The 19,639-nt window shown below is 73.0% G+C and carries 15 protein-coding genes and 1 pseudogene; 10 read left to right on the top strand and 6 right to left on the bottom strand.

All coding sequences use genetic code 11. The annotated features are described in order from the left end of the window. Nucleotides 1–42: 42 nt before the first annotated feature. Complete coding sequence (locus BMY61_RS26525) at nt 43–861, bottom strand: TIGR02452 family protein (protein WP_042450575.1); 819 nt, start codon at nt 859–861, stop codon at nt 43–45. An 80-nt stretch (nt 862–941) separates the two neighbouring features. Between BMY61_RS26525 and BMY61_RS26520 the strand changes: the two genes are divergently transcribed. The 8 genes and pseudogenes from BMY61_RS26520 to BMY61_RS26485 all read left to right on the top strand — a co-directional run bounded on the left by BMY61_RS26520 (nt 942) and on the right by BMY61_RS26485 (nt 11,497). Then, nucleotides 942–1,544, top strand: a complete 603-nt coding sequence (locus BMY61_RS26520) for a histidine phosphatase family protein (RefSeq protein WP_042450577.1) — start codon at nt 942–944, stop codon at nt 1,542–1,544. Nucleotides 1,545–1,644: 100 nt separating this feature from the next. Then, on the top strand, nt 1,645–3,153 hold the full coding sequence (locus BMY61_RS26515) for a peptide MFS transporter (RefSeq protein WP_042450579.1): 1,509 nt from the start codon (nt 1,645–1,647) through the stop codon (nt 3,151–3,153). A 38-nt stretch (nt 3,154–3,191) separates the two neighbouring features. Continuing rightward, a pseudogene (locus BMY61_RS26510) lies at nt 3,192–5,227 on the top strand (CocE/NonD family hydrolase). A 126-nt stretch (nt 5,228–5,353) separates the two neighbouring features. Beyond that, nucleotides 5,354–6,652: a glycoside hydrolase family 3 N-terminal domain-containing protein gene (locus BMY61_RS26505; protein WP_042450580.1), complete on the top strand. Its 1,299-nt coding sequence runs from the start codon at nt 5,354–5,356 to the stop codon at nt 6,650–6,652. Nucleotides 6,653–6,838: 186 nt separating this feature from the next. Further along, nucleotides 6,839–8,911, top strand: a complete 2,073-nt coding sequence (locus tag BMY61_RS26500) for an FUSC family protein (RefSeq protein ID WP_042450581.1) — start codon at nt 6,839–6,841, stop codon at nt 8,909–8,911. A 66-nt stretch (nt 8,912–8,977) separates the two neighbouring features. Beyond that, nucleotides 8,978–9,415 (top strand): MarR family winged helix-turn-helix transcriptional regulator, encoded by a 438-nt coding sequence (locus BMY61_RS26495; protein ID WP_042450582.1) that lies wholly within the window; start codon nt 8,978–8,980, stop codon nt 9,413–9,415. Between the two features lie 92 nt (nt 9,416–9,507). Continuing rightward, nucleotides 9,508–10,917: an MFS transporter gene (locus BMY61_RS26490; protein ID WP_052438889.1), complete on the top strand. Its 1,410-nt coding sequence runs from the start codon at nt 9,508–9,510 to the stop codon at nt 10,915–10,917. A 19-nt stretch (nt 10,918–10,936) separates the two neighbouring features. Beyond that, the gene (locus tag BMY61_RS26485) at nt 10,937–11,497 is read left to right on the top strand and encodes an isochorismatase family protein (RefSeq protein WP_042450585.1); all 561 of its coding nucleotides are present in this window, start codon (nt 10,937–10,939) and stop codon (nt 11,495–11,497) included. Between the two features lie 24 nt (nt 11,498–11,521). Here the strand turns inward: BMY61_RS26485 and metG are convergent, their stop codons facing one another. Further along, entirely contained in the window at nt 11,522–13,027 is a 1,506-nt protein-coding gene (gene metG, locus BMY61_RS26480; RefSeq protein ID WP_042450588.1) for a methionine--tRNA ligase, read from the bottom strand. A gap of 214 nt (nt 13,028–13,241) precedes the next feature. After that, nucleotides 13,242–13,475, bottom strand: a complete 234-nt coding sequence (locus BMY61_RS26475) for a hypothetical protein (RefSeq protein ID WP_042450589.1) — start codon at nt 13,473–13,475, stop codon at nt 13,242–13,244. A gap of 111 nt (nt 13,476–13,586) precedes the next feature. Here BMY61_RS26475 and BMY61_RS26470 point away from each other — a divergent pair, with 111 nt between their 5' ends. Beyond that, nucleotides 13,587–14,540: an asparaginase gene (locus tag BMY61_RS26470; RefSeq protein ID WP_042450593.1), complete on the top strand. Its 954-nt coding sequence runs from the start codon at nt 13,587–13,589 to the stop codon at nt 14,538–14,540. Nucleotides 14,541–14,547: 7 nt separating this feature from the next. Here the strand turns inward: BMY61_RS26470 and BMY61_RS26465 are convergent, their stop codons facing one another. Next, nucleotides 14,548–16,152: a multicopper oxidase family protein gene (locus BMY61_RS26465; protein ID WP_236656094.1), complete on the bottom strand. Its 1,605-nt coding sequence runs from the start codon at nt 16,150–16,152 to the stop codon at nt 14,548–14,550. 279 nt (nt 16,153–16,431) lie between these two features. Here BMY61_RS26465 and BMY61_RS26460 point away from each other — a divergent pair, with 279 nt between their 5' ends. Continuing rightward, on the top strand, nt 16,432–17,742 hold the full coding sequence (locus BMY61_RS26460; protein WP_342342537.1) for an MFS transporter: 1,311 nt from the start codon (nt 16,432–16,434) through the stop codon (nt 17,740–17,742). A 13-nt stretch (nt 17,743–17,755) separates the two neighbouring features. Here the strand turns inward: BMY61_RS26460 and BMY61_RS26455 are convergent, their stop codons facing one another. Together BMY61_RS26455 and BMY61_RS26450 are read right to left on the bottom strand one after the other, a co-directional pair. After that, nucleotides 17,756–18,247, bottom strand: coding sequence for a hypothetical protein (locus BMY61_RS26455; RefSeq protein ID WP_042450596.1), 492 nt, complete (start codon nt 18,245–18,247; stop codon nt 17,756–17,758). 149 nt (nt 18,248–18,396) lie between these two features. Then, nucleotides 18,397–19,638, bottom strand: a complete 1,242-nt coding sequence (locus BMY61_RS26450) for an acyl-CoA dehydrogenase family protein (protein WP_042450597.1) — start codon at nt 19,636–19,638, stop codon at nt 18,397–18,399. Nucleotide 19,639: the final 1 nt, after the last annotated feature.

Here is a 19,639-nt window from a genome sequence, read left to right as displayed (position 1 = left end):
GCCCGTCACCGCACAGAGGGAGCCGCGGGCGGACACCGACACTCACACCGAAAAGGCCCGCCGGAAGGCCGCGCGGTTCGCCGAGGGCTCGGCCCGGTCCCACACGGCGAACACCACGCGCTCGTACACCCCGTGGTACGCCCCGCCCGGCGCCAGCCAGGCACGGAACGCCCGCGCGACCTCGCTCGGATCGTTGCGGAAGACGCCGCACCCCCAGGCACCGAGCACCAACTGCCGTACGCCGTAGGACGACGCGACGGCGAGGACCCGACCCGAGCGGCGCTCCAGCGCGGCGCGGACGCGCGGGCCGGCCGAGGGGTCGCGGCGCAGCAGCGCGCCCGCGTTGGGCGCGGGGCTGGTGAGGAAGGACGCCGCGAACGGCTCGGCCAGCAACGCGCCCTGGCCGTCGCGGTGAACGGGGACGTCCGGGGACCAGATGACGCGGTCGCTGTAGAGCAGGTCCTCGGAGGCGCGGTGGGCGTCGTAGGAGGAACGGGCCTGGAGCAGGCAGGGATAGAGGAGCGCCTTGCGGCACAGGTCCTCCTCCTGGGCGCGGGCGCCGCCCAGGTAGCCGCCGCCGACGTTGCGCGCGGAGGCGAAGTTCAGGACCGCGACCGGCCCTTCGGCAGCCTGCCGCCGCGCCGCGGTGAGGCTGTCCTCCTCCGTGACCTCGACGACCGTCGCGAGCCCGGCCCCATGCGGCGGGGCCAGCGGCTCGTCCGGGTCGACGCATCGGGTGCCGGCCACCGCGGCGGCGAGCGCCGTGCCGATCTCGACCTCGGTGCCGTCAGGGGCGGTGTACCGGCCGACCTCCGTGATGGCCTGGTTCGCGGTCGCGATGCCGCGCAGTCGACTGCTCATGGCCCGGCACGCTAGATCAACCCCGCACCGCCGTCGAACGATTTCGGGCACGCGTGCGCACCGGCCGGTAGCGTGGCGGCATGAGCGACCTGATCCTGGTGCGGCACGGCGAGACCGAGTGGAGCCTGTCCGGCCAGCACACCAGCTGGACCGAGAAGCCCCTGACCGCGAACGGCGAGGCACAGGCGCGCGCGCTCGCGCCGCTGCTGGCCGAGCACAAGATCTGCCTGGCGCTGGTCAGTCCGATGCAGCGGGCCCGGGACACGGCGAAGCTCGCGGGCCTCGACGGAGCCGTCGTCGAGCCGGATCTGACGGAGTGGGACTACGGCGCGTACGAGGGTGTCACGACCCGCGAGATCCACCGCACCCGCCCGGACTGGAACCTGTGGACGGACGGCGTGGCGGCCGGGCCGGAGGAGCACCCGGGCGAGACCCCCGAGGAGGTGGGGATCCGCGCGGACCGGGTGATCGCCAAGGTGGAGGCCGCACTGATGAACGGGCGCGGCGGGGACGTCGTACTGGTGGCGCACGCGCACTTCCTGCGAGTGTTCACGGCCCGGCGGCTCGGCCTGCCCCCGTCCGGGGGTGCGCTGTTCCAGCTGGCCACGGGCACCGTCAGCCGACTGAGCACGGAGCACGGACGACCCGTCATCGCGACGTGGAACGAGCGCCCGAGGGACTGACGGGCACGTCCGATCGCATGTCCGTTTTGACCGATAGTGCATGCAAAGTAAGGTAAAGCGCCTTATGTCATGCATACCCGGCAGAACGGAGATCCGTCCCGTGGGCGACCACACCGGCCTCACAACGGTCCAGCACGGGACGGACGGACGCGACGACAGGGAGGACCGGGGCTTCTTCGGGCACCCCAAGGGCCTGCTGACGCTCTTCGGCACCGAGATGTGGGAGCGCTTCTCCTACCTCGGCATGGCGGCCATCCTCACGCTCTACTTCTCCGCGTCCGTCGCCTCCGGCGGCATGGGCATGAGCTCGGGCACCGCCGCCTCGGTGTACTCGGCGTACAGCACGATGATCTACCTGGTCTCCATCGCGGGCGGCTGGCTCGCGGACCGGGTGCTCGGCTCCTACCGCGGCGTGCTCTACGGCGGGATCCTCATCGCCGCCGGCCACTACGCCATGGCCGTGCCGACCCCCGCGATGACCTGGGTGGGGCTCGGCCTCATCGTCATCGGCACCGGACTGCTCAAGCCCAACGTCTCCAACCTGGTCGGCAAGCTCTACGCCACCGACGACGAGCGGCGCGACGCGGGCTTCGCCCTCTACTACATGGGCATCAACATCGGCGCCTTCCTCGGCCCGCTGGTCACCGGCTGGCTCGGGCAGAAGGTCGGCTACCACTGGGGCTTCTCCGCCGCCGCGATCGGGATGACCTTCGGCCTGGCCCAGTACGTGCTGGGCCGCCGGCACCTCAAGGGCAGCCGCCACGCACCCGAGTCCCCCCTGCCGCCCGCGGTCATGCGGACGACCTGGCGCACCATCGCCGGGACAGCCGTCTTCGTCGCCACCCTGCTCGCCGGCATGGCCTGGGGCGGGATCCTGACGATGAGTCGGTTTGTCGATATCGTGACCCTCGCCTCCGTGCTGGCGCCGATCGGTTACTTCGCCTTCCTCTTCCGCAACGACCGCGTCACCCCGGCCGAACGCGGCCGCCTGCGGCCCTACCTGGTGCTCTTCGCCGGCTCGGTCGCGTTCAACCTGGTGCTGTTCCAGTCCTACTCGACGATGAACCTGCTGGCCGCCGACCACGCCCAGACCGACCTGCTCGGCTGGCACTTCCCCTCCTCCTGGTACGCCTCGATGCTCGGCGTCTTCGAGGTGGCGCTGGCCCCCGTCGTCGCGGGCGCCTGGGTGCGGCTCGGCAAGCGGCAGCCGCACGCGTCCAACAAGCTGGCGCTCGGCGTCCTGCTCGGCGGGCTCTCGTTCCTGATCATGGTGCCCGCCACCATGGGCCGCACGGGCGACTGGATCATGTCCGGCTGGTGGCTGGTGGTCTGCTACGCCGTGCTCGGCCTCGGCGACGTGCTGCTGGAGACGACCGGCATGTCCGCCACCACCAAGCTCGCGCCGAAGGCCTTCGCCAGCCAGAGCATGGCGCTGTGGTTCCTCTCCCTCGCCCTCGCCAACGGCATCTCCGCGCAGACGGTGAAGCTCTACGGCGTCCTGTCCGACCCCGTCTACTTCGCACTCAACGGCGGCGTGGTGGTCGCGGTCGCGATCGCCATCATGGCGCTCGCCCCCTGGCTGCGCCGCACCATGGCCCCCGTCCGCTGACAGCCCCGTCCACCGACACCCACCCCCGGGAGCACGCTGTGCGTTACCGCGAGGACCTGCCGTACCGCACCACGGTCGAGGACACCTGGATCCCGTTGCCCGACGGCACGCGCCTGTACGCGCGGATCTGGCGGCCCGTCACCGACGAGCCGGTCCGGCCCTGCTGGAGTACCTGCCCTACCGGCTCACGGACTGGACCGCCCCGCGCGACGCCCAGCGGCACCCCTGGTACGCCGGGCACGGCTATGCCTCCGTCCGCGTCGACATCCGCGGGCACGGCAACTCCGAGGGCCTGCCCGGCGACGAGTACGACACGACGGAGCTGGCCGACGGCGTCGCGGTGGTGGAGTGGCTGGCGGCGCAGCCGTGGTGCTCCGGGCGGGTGGGCATGTTCGGCATCTCCTGGGGCGGGTTCAACGCGCTGCAGATCGCCGCGCTCGCACCGCAGGCGCTGCGGGCGGTGGTGACCGTCTGCTCCACCGACGACCGCTACGACAACGACGTGCACTACCTGGGCGGGTCGGTGCTCGCCGTGGACATGCACGCCTGGTCGGCGACGATGCTGGCCTTCGCGAGCCGCCCGCCGGACCCCGCCTTCGTCGGGGAGCGCTGGCTTCCCCTGTGGCGCGAGCGCCTGGAACACCTCGACCCGCTGGTCCACACCTGGCTGGCCCACCAGCGGCGCGACGCCTACTGGCGGCACGGCAGCGTCTGCGAGGACTACGACGCGATCACCGCGCCGGTGCTGGCCGTCGGCGGCTGGGCCGACCCCTACCGCGACACCGTGCTGCGCCTGGTCGAGCACCTGCCGCCGGAGCGGGTCCGCGGCCTGCTGGGCCCCTGGTCGCACCAGTACCCCGACCGCGGCCTGCCGCCGGGCCCCGCGATCGGCTTCCTGCAGGAGACGCTGCGCTGGTGGGACCACTGGCTGCGGGACGCCGACAACGGCGCGATGGACGAGCCGCTGCTGCGCGCCTGGATCAACGAGTCCGCGCCGCCCGCGACGACCTACCCCGAGCGGGAGGGCCGCTGGGTGGGCGTCGACGCCTGGCCGTCCGAGGATGTCGAGAGGGCGATGTATCGACTCGACGGCACCATGCGGCACGGCGAGCCCGGACCGGTCGAGGTCGTCTCCCCGCAGCAGACCGGCGTCGACGCCGGGCGCTTCTTCCCGTTCGGCAACGACGCGGACCTCCCGCCGGACCAGCGCGAGGAGGACGGCCGCTCGGCCTGCTTCGACACCGCCGCGCTCGGCCACCGCGTCGAGATCCTCGGCCGCGCCGTGGTCCGGCTGCGGCTGACCTCCCCGGCCCCGCGCGGCCAGGTGATCGCCCGGCTGTGCGACGTCGCCCCCGACGGCTCCTCGACGCTGGTGACCCGCGGCGCGCTGAACCTGCTCAGTCGGGACGGCCGGGAACGCACCAGCGAGTGGACGCCGGGCGCGACCGAGGACGTCTCCCTCGAGCTGTGGGGTGTCGGCCACGCGTTCCCGGTCGGGCACCGGATCCGGCTGGCGCTCTCCTCCGCCTACTGGCCGTGGGTGTGGCCCCACCCCGACCCGCGCGGGTTCACCGTCGATCCGGCGGCGAGCGCGGTGGAGCTGCCGGTCCGCGATCCGGCGGTCGACCGGGGACGCCCGCCGGTCTCCTTCGAGCCGCCCGAGCAGGCGCCGCCGCTCGGCGTGGTCTTCGCCGACCCGACGGAGCAGCCCCGACCGGAGCGGCTGGTCCGCCGCGACGTCGCCCGCGGGATGTGGACGCTGGAGGTCGACCCCCGTTACGGCGGCTCCCGCACCTACCCCGACGGCCTGGTCTTCCGCGAGGACGCGCTGGAGCGCTACACGATCCAGGAACGGGACCCGCTGAGCGCCCGCACCGAGTCCCGCTGGACCTCCGGCCTGGCCCGGGAAGCGCTGGGCTGGGACGTGGAGATCCGAACCCGCTCGGAGATCCGCACCAAGGCGGCTCCGGAGGGCGCCGACTTCCTCACCGAGAACCAGGTCACCGCCCTGAGCAGCGGCGAAGTGATCTTCGAGCGGACCTGGCGGCAGCGGATCCCCCGCGACCACGGCTAGGGCTCGGCTAGGGCCTGTCCGGGGCCCACGTTCGCGTGATGCATCTCTCGGAGCCTTGGCGAAACCAGCCTGAACCCGGACAGTGGAGGAAGAAACGCCCCTGCCGTCTGCCCGGAAGAGCCCCTTATGACCGACCGCCGCATCCGCACCGCACCCGCAGCCGCGGCGGCGCTGGCCGCCGTCGCGTCGGTGGCCCTCGCCGCCTGCGGCGGCGCCGCCTCCACCGCCAAGGCCGGCGCCGCCGCACCCGCCGGCACCCCTTCCGGTGCGAGCGCCACGGCGAGCGCCGGGAGCAGCGCGGGGGCGAGCACGGCCCCGCACGCCGCACCCTCGACGCCCCGGACGCAGCCGACCAAGAGCGCCTCACCCACGTCCGGCTCGCAGGACGTGGCCGCCTGCACCAACACCTCCAAGCTCGCCGGCTGGTCCGACCGACGGCTGGCGATGCTGACCCTGGCCGTGCCCGTCGACGAGAACAGCACGTCCGACGTGACCTCGGAGGTCGCCGCCGGCGCGGGCGGCGTCGTGCTGTTCGGCAACTCGGCCCCCGCCGACCTCGGCGCGCGACTGGCGGCGCTGAAGGCGAACGTGCCCGGCCATCTCGGGCTGCTGGTGATGACCGACGAGGAGGGCGGCGGCATCCAGCGGATGGCCAACCTCGTCGGCAACCTGCCCTGGCCGGCCTGGATGGGCGGCAACTGGAGCGCGGCGCAGATCCAGCAGGCCACGACGGCGGTCGCCCAGAAGATGGCCGCCGCCGGCGTGAACATGGACCTCGCCCCCGTCGTCGACGTCGACGGCACCGACGCCGCGCCCAGCGCCACCAACCCCGACGGCTGGCGCGCGTTCAGCGGCGACCCGTCGGTGGTGTCGCAGGACGGCGTCGCCTACCTCAAGGGCATGATGGCCGGCGGCGTGATCCCCGTGGTCAAGCACTTCCCCGGGATCGGCGGCTCCAACTACAACTCCGATCTCGGCCCCGCGCACACCATCCCGTGGTCGAGCGAGCAGCAGGTCGGCATGCCCCCGTTCGCGGCGGCGGTCGCCGCCGGCGCTCCCGCGGTCATGGTCTCCAACGACACCGTCCCCGGTGTGACGTCGACGCCGGCCGGGCTCTCGCCCACGATCATCAACGACGAGCTGAAGGGCCGACTGGGCTTCCACGGGCTGGTCGTCACCGACGCGCTCGACGCCAAGGCGATCTCGGCCGCGGGCTACTCCGTCCCCGCTGCCACGGTCCAGGCCCTGCGGGCCGGCGCGGACATGGTGATGTTCAGCCTCGGCCCGGACGTCCCCGGCGTCACCTCGGCCACGGCGACGGCGATCACGACGGCGGTCGCCGACGGCCAGCTGTCCCGCGCCCGCCTGATCGACGCGGCGAACGCGGTCCTGACCGCCCGCCACGTGAACCTCTGCCAGGGATAGTGGCGCAGGCGAGGTAGTTGCACCCTCCAGGGGCGCGGGGCTCTTCCGATATGCGGCTCCGCCGCGTGGGCGCGACAAGCCACTGCGAGCGGATGGTCCCCCAGTAACAGGCCCATCCGCACAGGGTGGTTGCTCGCGCAGTTCCCCGCGCCCCTGGAGGTGCAACCAGAGGTAGGCTGACCAGCGATGTCCTCCTCATCCGCCGGCTCCGCCTGGTACCGCTCCTGGTACCGCTCGCTCAAGACCGCGACGCGGTCCGGGCTGACGGTGGAGCGGGCGACCAACCAGCCGCTCGCGGCGCTCCGCGGGGCCGTCGGGGTCGCGATCGCGCTCTTCGGTGCGCTCGCGATCGGTGGACCGGCGATGGCGACGTCCGCCGCGCTCGGCGCGCAGCTGTCCGGGATGGCGACGTTCCAGCGCAGCTACCGGCCGCGGCCCTGGCTGGCGTTGGCGACTGCGCTCGCGCTCTCCGTCAGCACCTTCGTCGGCTACTGCGCCTCCCCGTACCACGTGCTCTTCCTCGCGGTGCTCGCGGTGTGGGCGTTCGCGGCGGGCATGGCCTGGGTCGCGGGTCAGACCGCGGGCATCCTGGCCTCGATGGCGGTCACCGTGATGCTCGTCGTGGTGACCCTGCCCGCGAGCGTGCCGCAGGCGGCGCAGCATGCTGGTGTGATCGCGGCGGGCGGGCTGGTCCAGGCGCTGCTGGTGCTCGTCTGGCCGGTGGACCGGTGGGGCGCGCACCGGGAGGCGCTCGCCGAGGCCTGCGCCTCGATGGCCGACTACGCGCGGCGGCTGCGGCACGACCCGTTCGCCGCGTTCGACCCCGATCCGCTGATGCTGGCGCGCGAGGCCGCGATCGTGACGCCCGGTCAGGCCCGGAGCCGGCCCAACGAGCTGACCGGCGTCCGCTCGCTGGTCGAGCGCCTGCGGCCCGCGCTCGCCGCGCTCGCCGATCCGCGGGTCGGCGCCGCCGAGGAGGGGCGCGAGCGGGACCGGGCGCGCGAACTGCTCGCGGCCGCCGCCGAGATCCTGGACGCCGCCGCCCGGTCCATCCGCAGCGGCGAGGGTGCGCAGGTCCCCGAACGCACCTACCGCGCGCTCGCCCTGCCGCCCGACGGACCCGTCCTGCAGGGCCTGGCCCGGCACACCGCGCTACGCCTGATCGGCCTGCTGGCGGAGGTCACGGACGCGCTCGACTCCCCCGCCGACGACGACCAGCCGCGCTTCCTGCGCCGCCCCGGCGTCCGCGCGCTGCTGCCGCTGACGGTGGAGGCCGTGCGCCGTCACTGGACCCGGCGCTCGCCGGTCATGCGGCACGCGGTGCGCGTCGCGGTGGTGGTGACGCTGGCCGAGGCCATCGGCATGGCGCTGCCCTTCGGGCACGGCTACTGGGCGGCGATGACCGTCATGATGATCATGCGGCCGGAGTTCTCGCAGACCTACAGCCGCGGGGTGGCCCGGCTGGCCGGCACGGTCATCGGGGTGGGCCTCGCCTCCGGCGTGATGGTGCTGGCCAAACCCGCGCCGTGGGTCTGCGGCCTGCTGGCGGTGATCGCGGTCGGCTGCGCGTACCTGACCATGCGGGCCGGCTACATGGCGCTGAGCGCGCTGGTCTCCGTCTATGTCGTCTTCCTGCTCTCCATGGACGGCCTGGTCCTCCGCTACACCGCGGAGGAGCGCGTCGGCATGACCCTCCTCGGTGGTCTGCTCGCCTTCGCCGCGTACGCGGTCTGGCCGACCTGGCAGACGGTCCGCCTGCCGGACCGCCTCGCCGACTACATCGCCGCGGCGGGCGACTACTCCGCCGCCACGCTGGAGGCGTACGGCGAGCCGTCCGCGCAGACGCGCCGCGCGCTGCGCGAGGCCCTGCTCGACCACCGCGGCGCGAGGGCGGCGCTCGCCGCGACGGAGGCCTCCGCGGCGGCGGAACCGGTCCGGGACCGGGGCCTGCGCCCCTCCCAGCTGACCGACGCACGGGCGGCGATCTCCGCCGTGGGCCGGACCTCCATGCTGATCGAGGCCCATGTCCCCGCGGCGCAGGGCACTTGCCCCGGTGCGACGGCCTTCGCCTCCGTCGTCCGCGAGGAACTGTCCCGCGCGGCCCTCGCGGTCCGCGCGGGCGGCCCCGTCGACCTCGGCGGCGTGCAGGCCGCGTTCCTCGCGTGGTCGGACGCGGCGGACGGCACACCCCCGGAGATCATCTTCGACGCGTCGATCCTGACCGAGGCCGTCACCGGTCTCGGGGACGCCCTGCAGTAGCAGCGGCGCGGCATAAATAGAAACCTGGCCTTGCAATGTCGGACTTGGAATCCTAGTCTTCTATTCATGGACGCCCGTGATGCCCTGAACCAGTCCACCGCCACCGCGATCCGGGTGGCGGTGGGGATGATCAAGCGCCGCACCCGCGAGGTCGTGGACGGGCAGTTGACCACCCCCGAGTGGTCCACCCTCGCGCAGATCGCCCGCAGCGGTCCGTGCACCGTCGCCGGTCTCGCGCGTGAGCAGCAGATCACCCCGCAGGCGATGGGCTCCACCGTCGCGTCCTTGGAGAAGCACGGGCTCGTCACGCGGTCCGCCGACCCCGACGACCGGCGGCGGTCGCTGCTGACCGTCAGCGACACGGGCGCCGCCGCCCTCCGCTCCGGCCGGGACGCCCTGTCCGACCGCATGGCCGCCGCGCTCGGCGAGTCCTTCACCGACGCGGAGGTCGCCACGCTGGCCGCCGCGGCCCCCCTGCTGGAACGCCTGGCCCAGCACTTCTGACCCACTCGTACGCCCCAGCTCCCACGCCACGCGTGCGGAGGCGATGACGCACGCCCTCGCCCAGCCGCGCACACCGCTCCGAAGGAGCGCGCATGTCCGTGACCCAAACCCAATCCGCGATAGTGCCCGCTGCCGGGGGGCGCCCGTTCTCCTGGCGTTTCACCACCCCTCTGTTCGTCGGCTCGGCGCTCAACCCGATCAACAGCTCCCTCATCGCGACGGCGCTGCTGCCGATCGCTCACGGCCTGGGCATCCAGATCGGTCGGACCGCCGCCCTGGTGGCCGCCCTCTACCTGGCGAGCGCGACCGCCCAGCCCACGGCGGGCAAGGCCGCCGAGGTGTTCGGGCCCCGACGGGTCTTCATGTCCGGCATCGCGATGGTCGCCCTCGGGGCCGTCCTCGGCGGCCTCGCGCAGGGCCTGTCGATGCTGATCCTGAGCCGGGTCGTGATCGGGCTGGGCACCTCGTGCGCGTACCCGACGGCGATGCTGCTGATCCAGCGTCGGGCCCGGGACGCCGGCCTGACCAAGCCGCCGGGCGGCGTCCTCGGCGGACTCATGATCGCCGGCATCGCCACCGCCTCGCTCGGCCTCCCCCTGGGCGGCGTCCTGGTGAACGCCCTGACCTGGAGAGCCGTCTTCCTCGTCAACGTGCCGGTCGCCGTCATCGCCTTCGTCGCGGCGGTGGCCTGGATCGAACCCGACCCGAAGCGCGCCGAGCGGATGTCCGCGCGCGAGCTCGCGTCGAGGCTCGACCTGCCCGGCATCGTCGGGTTCGTCTCCGGCATGCTGACGCTGCTGGTCTTCCTGTTCGACCTGCCGACCGCGCGCTGGTGGGTCCTCGCCCTGTCCCTCGCGCTCTGGGCGCTGCTGGTGCTCTGGGAGCTGCGAGCCCGGACCCCCTTCCTCGACGTGCGACTCCTGGCCGCCAACAGCGGACTCGCCAACACCTACCTGCGTTTCGGGTTGACCCAGCTCTGCGTCTACGTCGTCCTGTACGGCATCACCCAGTGGATCGAGAGCGTCCGCGGGTTCAGCGAGTCCGCCGCCGGACTGCTGCTGCTGCCGATGACCCTGGTCTCCGGTCTGCTCATCGCGCCGCTCTCCCGGCGCGGACTCGTCCGGGGACCGGTCCTCGCCGCCGCGGCCACCTGCCTGCTCGGCTCGGTCGGCGTGCTGGCGCTCGGCTCCGGCAGCTCGATCGGGGTCGTGGTCGCGGTGACGCTCGTCTTCGGTCTCGCCATCGGCTTCTCGACGGCCGGCAACCAGATCGCGCTCACCGAACACGCACCGGCGGACCAGTTGGGCACCGCGTCAGGACTGCTGCGCACCTTCGGGTACGTCGGCTCCATCGGCGCCAGCGCCGTCACCGGCCTGGTCTTCCACCACAACGTCACCGACCAGGGCGTGCACCGGATCGGCTGGATCATGACGGCCGTCAGCCTCGCCCTGGTGGCGCTCACTCTCGCCGACCGCACCCTGCGACCGGCCCGGCACCACTGAACCGAGAAGGAGATCACCCATGCCCATCACCACGATCGACCCCACCACGGCCCTCGTCGTCGTCGACCTCCAGGGCGCCGCTCCGCACATGCCGACGGTCCACCCGTTCGACCAGGTCCTCGCGAACGCGGTCGAACTGACCGACGCGTTTCGGGCCAAGAAGCTGCCCGTCGTCCTCGTCAACGTCGCGGGCGGCGCCCCGGGCCGCACCGAGCAGGGTTTCGCCGCCTCTGCGGCGGCTCTCCCCGACGGCTGGACGGACCTGCTCCCCGAGCTGGGGGCGCAGCCCGGCGACAAGACCGTCACCAAGTACACCTGGGGCGCGTTCCACCGCACCGATCTGGCGGAGCACCTCCGCGGCCTCGGCGTCACCCAGGTCGTCGTCTGCGGCATCGCCACCGCGATCGGCGTCGAGTCCACCGCCCGCCAGGCCCACGAGCACGGCTTCCACGTGACGCTGCCGCTCGACGCCATGACCGACCTCGACGCGGCGGCGCACGAGAACTCGGCCACCCGCATCTTCCCCCGCCTCGGCGAGACCGGCACCACCTCGGAGGTTCTGGCTCTGATCGGCGCATAGTCGCACTGCCCCTCGGGCGTGCACCTACCCGCCGAGTTTCGCGAACAGCGGGGTCGATTCCGGCAGGACGCCGTTCACCGGCGTGCAGCGGCGGACGACCCGGTCCGCGGCGGCCGGGAGGAACGGGCTGAGTTCCTCCCCCAGCGCGCGGCAGGCCGCGACCAGCGCGGCCAGTGCCGCGTCCAGCGCCGCGGAACGCGCGCCACCGCGCTCGGACTTGGCGAGTTCCCACGGACGCGTCCGGTCGATGCAGCGGTTGGCCTCCTCGACCAGGGTCCACACCGCTGCTGCCGCCGCACGGTAGTCGAACGCGTCCAGGGCCGCGTCGACCCGGCCGGAGGCCCGCGCGCAGACCGCCCGGAGTTCCGCGGTCGCCGTGGTCTCCACCGTGGGCTGCGGGACGACGCCGTCCCGGTAGCGGTGGACCATGGTGACCACCCGGTGCACGAGGTTGCCGAAGCCGTCGGCCAGGTCCGCGTCCGCGCGGGCGACGAGGCGTTCCTCGGTGAAGTCCGCGTCCCCGACACGCGGGACCTCGCGCAGCAGCCACCAGCGCACGGCGTCGGTGCCGTAGCGGGCGACCAGCGCCGCCGGGTCGACGACGTCGCCGGACGACTTGCTGATCTTGCGTCCGGAGACCGTCAGGTAGTCGTGCACGAGGACCCGCGTCGGCAGCGGCAGCCCCGCCGACAGCAGCATCGCCGGCCAGTAGACGGCGTGGAACCGCAGCACGCCCTTGCCGACCAGGTGCACGCGCTCGCCGTCCCCGGCCCACCAGCGCGCGAAGTCCTCCGTCGGCGCGTCGTCGCCGAGGCCGAGGCTGGTCACGTAGTTGCCGAGCGCGTCCCACCACACGTAGACGACCTGGTCCTCGTCGCCCGGCACGGGGATGCCCCAGCCGCGCGCCCGGGCGCGGCTGCGGGAGACGGAGAAGTCGCGCAGGCCGGAGTCGATCAGCGCCAGCACCTCGTTGCGGCGTGAGACGGGTTCGATCCGCAGTTCGCCGCTGGTGACGAGCTCACGCAACCGGTCCTGGTACCGGGAGAGGCGGAAGAACCAGTTCTCCTCGCTGACGGTCTGCGGCTCGGTGCCGTGGTCCGGACAGCGGCCGTCGACGAGCTCGGCCTCACCGTAGAAGGCCTCGCAGCCCACGCAGTACAGGCCGGTGTAGGCCTTGCGGTAGAAGTCGCCGGCCTCGGCGCAGCGCTGCCAGAGCTGGGCGACGCCCTCGCGGTGGCGCGGGTCGCGGCTGGTGCGGATGAAGTCGTCGAAGGAGAGCGCGAGCGGCGTCGCGAGTGCGGCGAAGGCGGCGGCATTGCGGTCGACGAGGTCCTGCACGGCGACGCCCTCGGCCTCCGCCGCGAGCACGTTCTTGAGGGAGTTCTCGTCGGTGCCGCTGAGGAAGCGCACCGCGCCGCCGCGGGCTCGGCGGTGGCGGGCGAGGACGTCCGCCTGGACCAGTTCCAGGGCGAAGCCGAGGTGGGGGCGGGCGTTGACGTAGGGGATGGTGGTGGTGACGTAGTAGCTCATCGGGCTGCTTCTCCTGCGCCGGGCGGGAGGGGCCTCATGCCGACATGCGAAAGGCCCCTGGGTCGGGGCCTTGGTCACACACACGCGCGCGTGCGTCGCTCAGCAGCCCCGGGAGGGGCGCATCATTCGACGGGACGGCGCGTAGATCATGAACGCAGGCTAGCAGAGCCCGCTGCGCGCGGGCCCTGCCTTTTCTGCCGTTCCGCCGTGTGGGCTACAGGTGGCCGCGGATGAAGGCGCCGACCTCGGCGGCCCAGTGGGCGTACTCGCCGCGCATCGCGGCGTCGCCACCGCAGAGCTTGGCGACCTGCGGGTCGGTCATCCGGTCGGCGTCGTCGGCGGCCAGCATCTCCGACAGACGCCGCATGGTCTCGGCGAGTCGTTCGGCGTCGTGGTGGCTCAGCATGACCAGCCGCTCGGTGCGGCCGATGGTGGTGGAACCGGGCATGGATGCCTCCCGGGGTGGCTGCGAGGTGCCTCGGATCGTTCCCCCACCACGGTAGATCCGCTCGGTAGGGTGTGCACGCCGCGACGGAGCGGCACCGACGGGAGGGGCGGTATGGGCGCGGTCACGCTCTTCGCGATGGGCGGCACGATCTCCATGTCCGGTCTCGACCGACTGGACGGAGCGGCGCTGACGGCGGCCGTCCCGGGGCTGGAGACCCTTTCGGCGCCGCTGGAGATACGGGACCTGGAGCCGATCGGCAGCGGGAGCCTCACCTTCGAACGCGTGCTGTCGGTCGCCGCGGACGCGGCCGAGGCCGTAAGGGCGGGCGCACCGGGCGTCGTGATCACGCAGGGGACGGACACTCTTGAGGAGACGGCCTACCTGCTGGACCTGGTCTGGGCCGAGGACGCCCCGCTGGTGGTGACGGGCGCGATGCGCAACCCGACGCTGGCCGGCCACGACGGTCCGGCCAACCTGCTGGCGGCGGCGCGGGTCGCCGAGTCGCCCGCGGCGCGCGGGCTGGGCGTGCTGGTGGCGTTCAGCGACGAGATCCACGCCGCGCGCTTCGTCCGCAAGACGCACAGCACCTCGACGGCGACGTTCGCCTCCCCCGACGCGGGCCCGATCGGGCACCTCGTCGAGGGCCGGGTGCGGCTGCTGACCGTTCCGCCGCGCCAGCCGCCGCTGCCCCCGCCGACGGCATCGGCGCGGGTCGCCCTCTATACCGTCACCCTCGACGACGACCCGGCGACGCTGGCCGCGCTCGCCGCGGGGCAGGACGGACTGGTGGTCGCCGGGTTCGGTGTCGGGCACGTCCCCGCCGTGCTGGTGGAGACGCTGGGTGAGCTGGCGGCGCGGATGCCGGTCGTGCTGACCTCCTGCACCGGCGCGGGATCGGTACTGCGCGGCACCTACCACGCGCCGGGCTCGGAGATCGAGTTGCTGGGCCGGGGCCTGATCGACGGCGGGTTCGTCCACCCCTACAAGGCCCGGGTCCTGCTCAAGGTGCTGCTCGGCAACGCCGCGACCCGCGAGCAGGTCGCGGCGGCCTTCGAGCTCCGCTGAGCGGACGTCAGGCGACGTCGATGTAGCTCATCATCCCGTTGTCCTCGTGGGCCGCGATGTGGCAGTGGAACATGTAGCGACCGGTGAAGTCCTCGAACGCGATCCGGATGACCACCACGCCGGGCTTGCCGTTCTGCTCGTACGGCACCGGGATGATGTCCTGCCGGTTGGTGTAGGGCTGCGGCACCCCGTTGATCGACATCACCTGGAAGTCCGAGGTGTGCAGGTGGAAGGGGTGGATCTCACCGGAGGTGTTGTAGATGGTCCACTCCTCGACCGTGCCGAGCCGGGCCGGCGTGGCGAAGACGGAGCCGTTGCCCATCATGAACTGCTGCCCGTTCATGTAGAAGCTGTTGCCGTCGGCGCTCTCCGACAGGACCAGCTTGCGGTGCTGCGCGATCTTCGCGTGCGCCAGGTCGGGCTGGGCGGTCGGGATGCGGCCGCTGACGCCGGGCAGCCGCGTGGTGCCGGCGCCGTGCACGTCGAGGCGGAGCAGCCGGGTGTCCGGGTAGTTGTCACCCTGCGGGCCGTTGGAGTAGGCCAGTGTGCGCAGCCACGTCGCGCCGGCGTGGGCGCCGGCGGTGACCAGCACGTCGAAGCGCTTGCCGGGCGGCAGCAGCAGGTCCGACTCGGTGCGGACCTTCGCGACGGGGGTGCCGTCCTCGCCGATCACGGTGAAGCGGTAACCGTCGAGGTGGAGGCGGTAGAAGATGTCCGCGCCGGTGTTGGCCAGCCGCCACAGCTGGGTCTCGCCGGGACGCATCGAGAGCACCGGGCGCAGCTGGCCGTTGACCAGGCGGACGGTCGGGGCACCGGAGTTGATCGAGGTGGTGGCGGTGTTCTGCACCAGCGCGCCGCCGGCGTCGATCTGCGCGTCCTTGAACACCAGCGTGTGCGTGGTGATGTGACGCAGCTTCGGCGGCAGCAGGGTGCGGTCGTCGCCGACGATGAGGGCGCCGGACAGGCCCGCGGAGATCTGGTTCTCCACGTCCCCGGGCATGAACGGCATGGGCTTGGCGACCGAGGGCGACGAACCGGGCGCCATGGCGGGCATGTCGCCCATCGAGTCGTCGACCATCTGGCCGGGCTTCGGGCAGGTCGTGCCCATCGCGTGGCTGTGGTACCAGAAGGTGCCCTGCGGGTGGTTCTTCGGGATCGCCAGCTCGTAGGTCAGCGACCTGCCCGGGGCCACGCACAGGAACGGGTCGTCGGAGACGCCGGTGGGCGACACGTGCAGACCGTGGAAGTGCAGGTTGGTGGCCACCTTGAGGTGGTTGACCAGCCGGATCGACACCGAGGAGCCGGGGGCGACGCGGATGGTCGGGGCCACGAAGGAGCCGTTGTAGGACTCGCCCCGGACGCTGCGGCCGGAGAGGTCGAAGCGGGTGCGGTGCGCGTCGAGCGTGATGGTGATCCGCTGGGTCGCCGAGGTGTCGGCGTCCACCGGGTCGTGGAAGGGACGGCCGGCGACCATGCCCTTCTCCTGCTGCGCCGTGGTCGGCGGCTTCGGCGTGGACGAGGCCAGCGCCTGCCCCCCGAACACCGCACCGGTCAGGACCGCGGCGGCGGTCAGCGCCTGGACGAGGCGTCTCGGCTGTCGTATTCGTCGCATCGCGGGCACGGCGGTGCCCGTGGACTCACTGCCCATCATGTCCCCCCAAGGACTGGAATCCGGGCAGGGCTGATGAGCCCCCCGGCTCAGAAGAATTTCAGAGAAAGCATGACAACAGTTGGCTGCACAGACAAGACTCAGCTGGCTCCTGAACACTCCCCGGGCGTTGACAGCGAGCCGTCATGGTCTTCGTTGCGGCGTCAACGCGTGTCCGGTTCAGGCGGATCCGCCGCCACCAGCCCCTCCGCAACCGGTTCTCCGCCTTCTAGGCTGGCCGACGTGGCAGACCTGACCTCCTCCCCCGGCCGACTCCTCGCGACCTGGAACACCGCGCTGGCCCGGTACCGGGGTCTCGTCGGTCTGCTGCTGACCCAGGCGCTCTCCCTCACCGGCACCCGCGTCTCGGCGGTGGCACTGCCGTGGCTGGTGCTGACGTCCACCGGCAGCACCGCGCTGACGGGCCTCACCGCCTTCTGCGAACTCGGCCCCTACGTGCTGGCCAAAGCGGCGGCCGGGCCCTTCATCGACCGCATCGGTCCGCGCCGGATCAGCCTGCTCGGTGACCTGGTCAGCGCGGCGGCGGTGCTGGCGGTACCGATCGCGCACGCGGCCGGCGCCCTGCCGATCTGGCTGCTGCTGACACTCGTCGCGATCACCGGCTCGGTACGTGGCCCGGGCGACGCGGCCAAGGTCGCGATGACCCCCGACGCGGCGGACGACGCGCGGGTGCCACTGGAGCGGGTCACCGGCCTGTCCGGCGCGGCCGAGCGGCTCGCCATCACCGCCGGGCCCGCGCTGGGCGCGGCGGCGGTCGCCGCGTTCGGCCCGGCGACGGCCCTGGTCTTCAACGCCGCCACCTTCCTGCTCAGCGCCGCCGCCACGGCCGCGGCCGCGCCACGCCGCCGCGAACAGCCCGCGACGCCGCTCGCGGACGAGGACGCGGGCTACTGGAAGCGGCTCGGCCAGGGCTTCACCTTCCTGCGCACCGATCCGCTGCTGGCCACGGCCGTGGGCCTGACGGTGGTCACCAACTTCCTCGACGCCGCCTGGTCGGCGGTGCTCGTCCCGGTCTGGGTCCATCAGCACCAGCTCGGCGTCGGCGCGGTCGGCGCGATCTTCTCCGTCATGAGCGCGGCGTCGGCGGCGGCCGGCCTGTGCGCGGCCTGGCTCGGGGAGCGGCTGCCGCGCCGGGTCACCTTCCTGGCCGGCTTCGTCGTCGCGGGCGCCCCACGCTTCCTGATCCTCGCCCTGGGCGCCCCGCTGGCCGCGGTGCTGACGGTCAGCGCTGTCTCCGGCTTCGCCGCGGGCTTCCTCAACCCGATCCTGGCCGCCGCCGTCTACGAGCGCATCCCCCGGGACCTGGTGGGCCGGGTCATCTCCGTGGCCGACGCGGTCTCCTGGGCCGCCGTCCCGCTCGGCGGGCTGCTCGCCGGCGCGGCGCTCGGCTCCGTCGCGCTCGCCCCGGTGGCCGCGGTCGCCGGACTGGCCTACTGCGCCGTCACCACCCTCACGGGCCTGCGCCCGCAGTGGCGCGAACTCGACGCCACCCCCCAGCCCGGCCTGCGCCCGGTGCCGGCCGGCACCGGGTGACGTGCCCGCCGGGTCAGGTGCGGACGGCGGCGTCGACCTGGGCCTTGACGGTGCCGGTGAGGGAGCGGTGGCTGGTGGCCGTCGCGGTGCCGGTGCCCCCGGCCCGGACGTTCTCGACGGTGACGACGTCGACGTCCAGGATGTTGCCGCTGCTGTCCCGGAAGGAGACGGTGACCAGGAAACTCGCCTGCGAGCCTGAGGAGTTGGTGACCTTGACGGTCGAGCTGACCTTGCCGCCGGAGGCGGCCGCGGGCTCGCTGACGGTCACGTCCTTCTTGACGTCCAGCCCGGCCGCCGCGGAGGCCAGGGCGGAGGAGACGGCCGCGCTCGCCGAGGCCAGCGCGCTCTGACCGGCGGACTGCGCCGCCGAGACCGCGGCGGAGGCGGCGGCGGACGCGGCCGAGGCGGCGGCGCTGCCCGCGGGGGAACTACTGCTGCAGGCGCTCGCCGAGGCCAGGGCCGTGACGGCGAGGACCAGGGCCGCTGTCGTCCGCTTCGCATCCATGGGAGAACCTCCTCGCTCCTCACCGCAACGCTAACCGCCGTCGGCGGCCCCGGCCGCCCGAGCGCGGCCGGCAGGGGGAAGGCGAGAGCGGCGGCCCCGCGCTCCGCAGTGCGCAGGGGCCGCCGCTCGTCCCGAGGGCCTGTCCGGCGTTACCGGATCGGCAGGCCGGAGAGGGTGCGGGCGATGACCAGGCGCTGGATCTCGCTGGTGCCCTCGAAGATGGTGTAGATCGCGGCGTCGCGGTGCATCCGCTCGACCGGGTACTCGCGGGTGAAGCCGTTGCCGCCGAAGATCTGGATGGCCTGGCCGGTCACCCACTTGGCGGTCTCACCGGCGTAGAGCTTGGACATCGAACCTTCGGCGGCCTCGAACGGCTGGCCGGTCGCGGCCATCCAGGAGGCGCGCCAGACCAGCATGCGGGCGGCGTCGATGCGGGTGCGCATGTCCGCGATGGTGAAGGCGATGCCCTGGTTGTCGATGATCGGGCGGCCGAACTGCTCGCGGGTCTTGGCGTACTGCAGCGACTCCTCGTACGCGGCCCGGGCCAGGCCGACCGCCTGGGCGCCGACGGCCGGACGGGAGGCCTCGAAGGTGGCCATCGCGGCGTTCTTGACCTGCTCGACCCGCTCGCCGCGGGCGACGGCGGCGGCCCGCTCGCGGGCCTTGGCCAGGCGCTCGTCGAGCTTGTCCTTGCCGCCGAGCAGGCAGTCGTTCGGCACGCGCACGTTGTCGAGGACGACCTCGGCGGTGTGCGAGGCGCGGATGCCGTGCTTCTTGAACTTCTGGCCCTGGCTCAGACCCGGCGTGTTCGGCGGGATGATGAAGGAGGCCTGGCCGCGCGCGCCCAGCGCCGGGTCGACGGTGGCGACGACGACGTGGACGTGGGCGATGCCGCCGTTGGTGGCCCAGGTCTTGGTGCCGTTGATGACCCACTCGTTCGTCGCCTCGTCGTAGACGGCGCGGGTGCGCATCGCGGCGACGTCGGAGCCGGCGTCCGGCTCGGAGGAGCAGAAGGCGGCGAGCTTCGGGTCCTCCGGGGTGCCGAACATCTCCGGCGCCCAGGTGCCGACCTGCTCCGGCGTGCCGTTGGTGACCACGCCCGCCGCGGCGAGCGCACTGCCGACGATCGCGAGGGCGATTCCGGCGTCACCCCAGAACAGCTCCTCCATGGCGATCGGGATGCCGAGACCGGTGGGGTCGAACTGCTGCTGGGCGAAGAAGTCCAGCGAGTAGATGCCGACCTTGGCCGCCTCCTGGATGATCGGCCACGGGGTCTCCTCGCGCTCGTCCCACTCGGCGGCGGCCGGGCGGATCACGTCACGCGCGAAGCCGTGCAGCCAGTCGCGGACCGCGATCTGGTCGTCGTTGAGAGCGAGGTTGAAGCCGGTCATA

It is taken from the genome of Streptacidiphilus jiangxiensis, from assembly GCF_900109465.1.
In the GTDB taxonomy this organism is placed as follows: domain Bacteria; phylum Actinomycetota; class Actinomycetes; order Streptomycetales; family Streptomycetaceae; genus Streptacidiphilus; species Streptacidiphilus jiangxiensis.
The sequence above is the reverse complement of the archived record's forward strand: the minus strand, read 5'-3'. Positions and strand labels throughout refer to the sequence as shown.

Bases quoted from the DNA above. Each gene is read 5' to 3' on its own strand.
- BMY61_RS26525 (WP_042450575.1), bottom strand. From the start codon at position 861: ATGAGCAGTCGACTGCGCGGCATCGCGACCGCGAACCAGGCCATCACG.
- BMY61_RS26520 (WP_042450577.1), top strand. From the start codon at position 942: ATGAGCGACCTGATCCTGGTGCGGCACGGCGAGACCGAGTGGAGCCTG.
- BMY61_RS26505 (WP_042450580.1), top strand. From the start codon at position 5,354: ATGACCGACCGCCGCATCCGCACCGCACCCGCAGCCGCGGCGGCGCTG.
- BMY61_RS26500 (WP_042450581.1), top strand. From the start codon at position 6,839: ATGTCCTCCTCATCCGCCGGCTCCGCCTGGTACCGCTCCTGGTACCGC.
- BMY61_RS26495 (WP_042450582.1), top strand. From the start codon at position 8,978: ATGGACGCCCGTGATGCCCTGAACCAGTCCACCGCCACCGCGATCCGG.
- BMY61_RS26490 (WP_052438889.1), top strand. From the start codon at position 9,508: ATGTCCGTGACCCAAACCCAATCCGCGATAGTGCCCGCTGCCGGGGGG.
- BMY61_RS26485 (WP_042450585.1), top strand. From the start codon at position 10,937: ATGCCCATCACCACGATCGACCCCACCACGGCCCTCGTCGTCGTCGAC.
- metG (WP_042450588.1), bottom strand. From the start codon at position 13,027: ATGAGCTACTACGTCACCACCACCATCCCCTACGTCAACGCCCGCCCC.
- BMY61_RS26475 (WP_042450589.1), bottom strand. From the start codon at position 13,475: ATGCCCGGTTCCACCACCATCGGCCGCACCGAGCGGCTGGTCATGCTG.
- BMY61_RS26470 (WP_042450593.1), top strand. From the start codon at position 13,587: ATGGGCGCGGTCACGCTCTTCGCGATGGGCGGCACGATCTCCATGTCC.
- BMY61_RS26465 (WP_236656094.1), bottom strand. From the start codon at position 16,152: ATGCGACGAATACGACAGCCGAGACGCCTCGTCCAGGCGCTGACCGCC.
- BMY61_RS26455 (WP_042450596.1), bottom strand. From the start codon at position 18,247: ATGGATGCGAAGCGGACGACAGCGGCCCTGGTCCTCGCCGTCACGGCC.
- BMY61_RS26450 (WP_042450597.1), bottom strand. From the start codon at position 19,638: ATGACCGGCTTCAACCTCGCTCTCAACGACGACCAGATCGCGGTCCGC.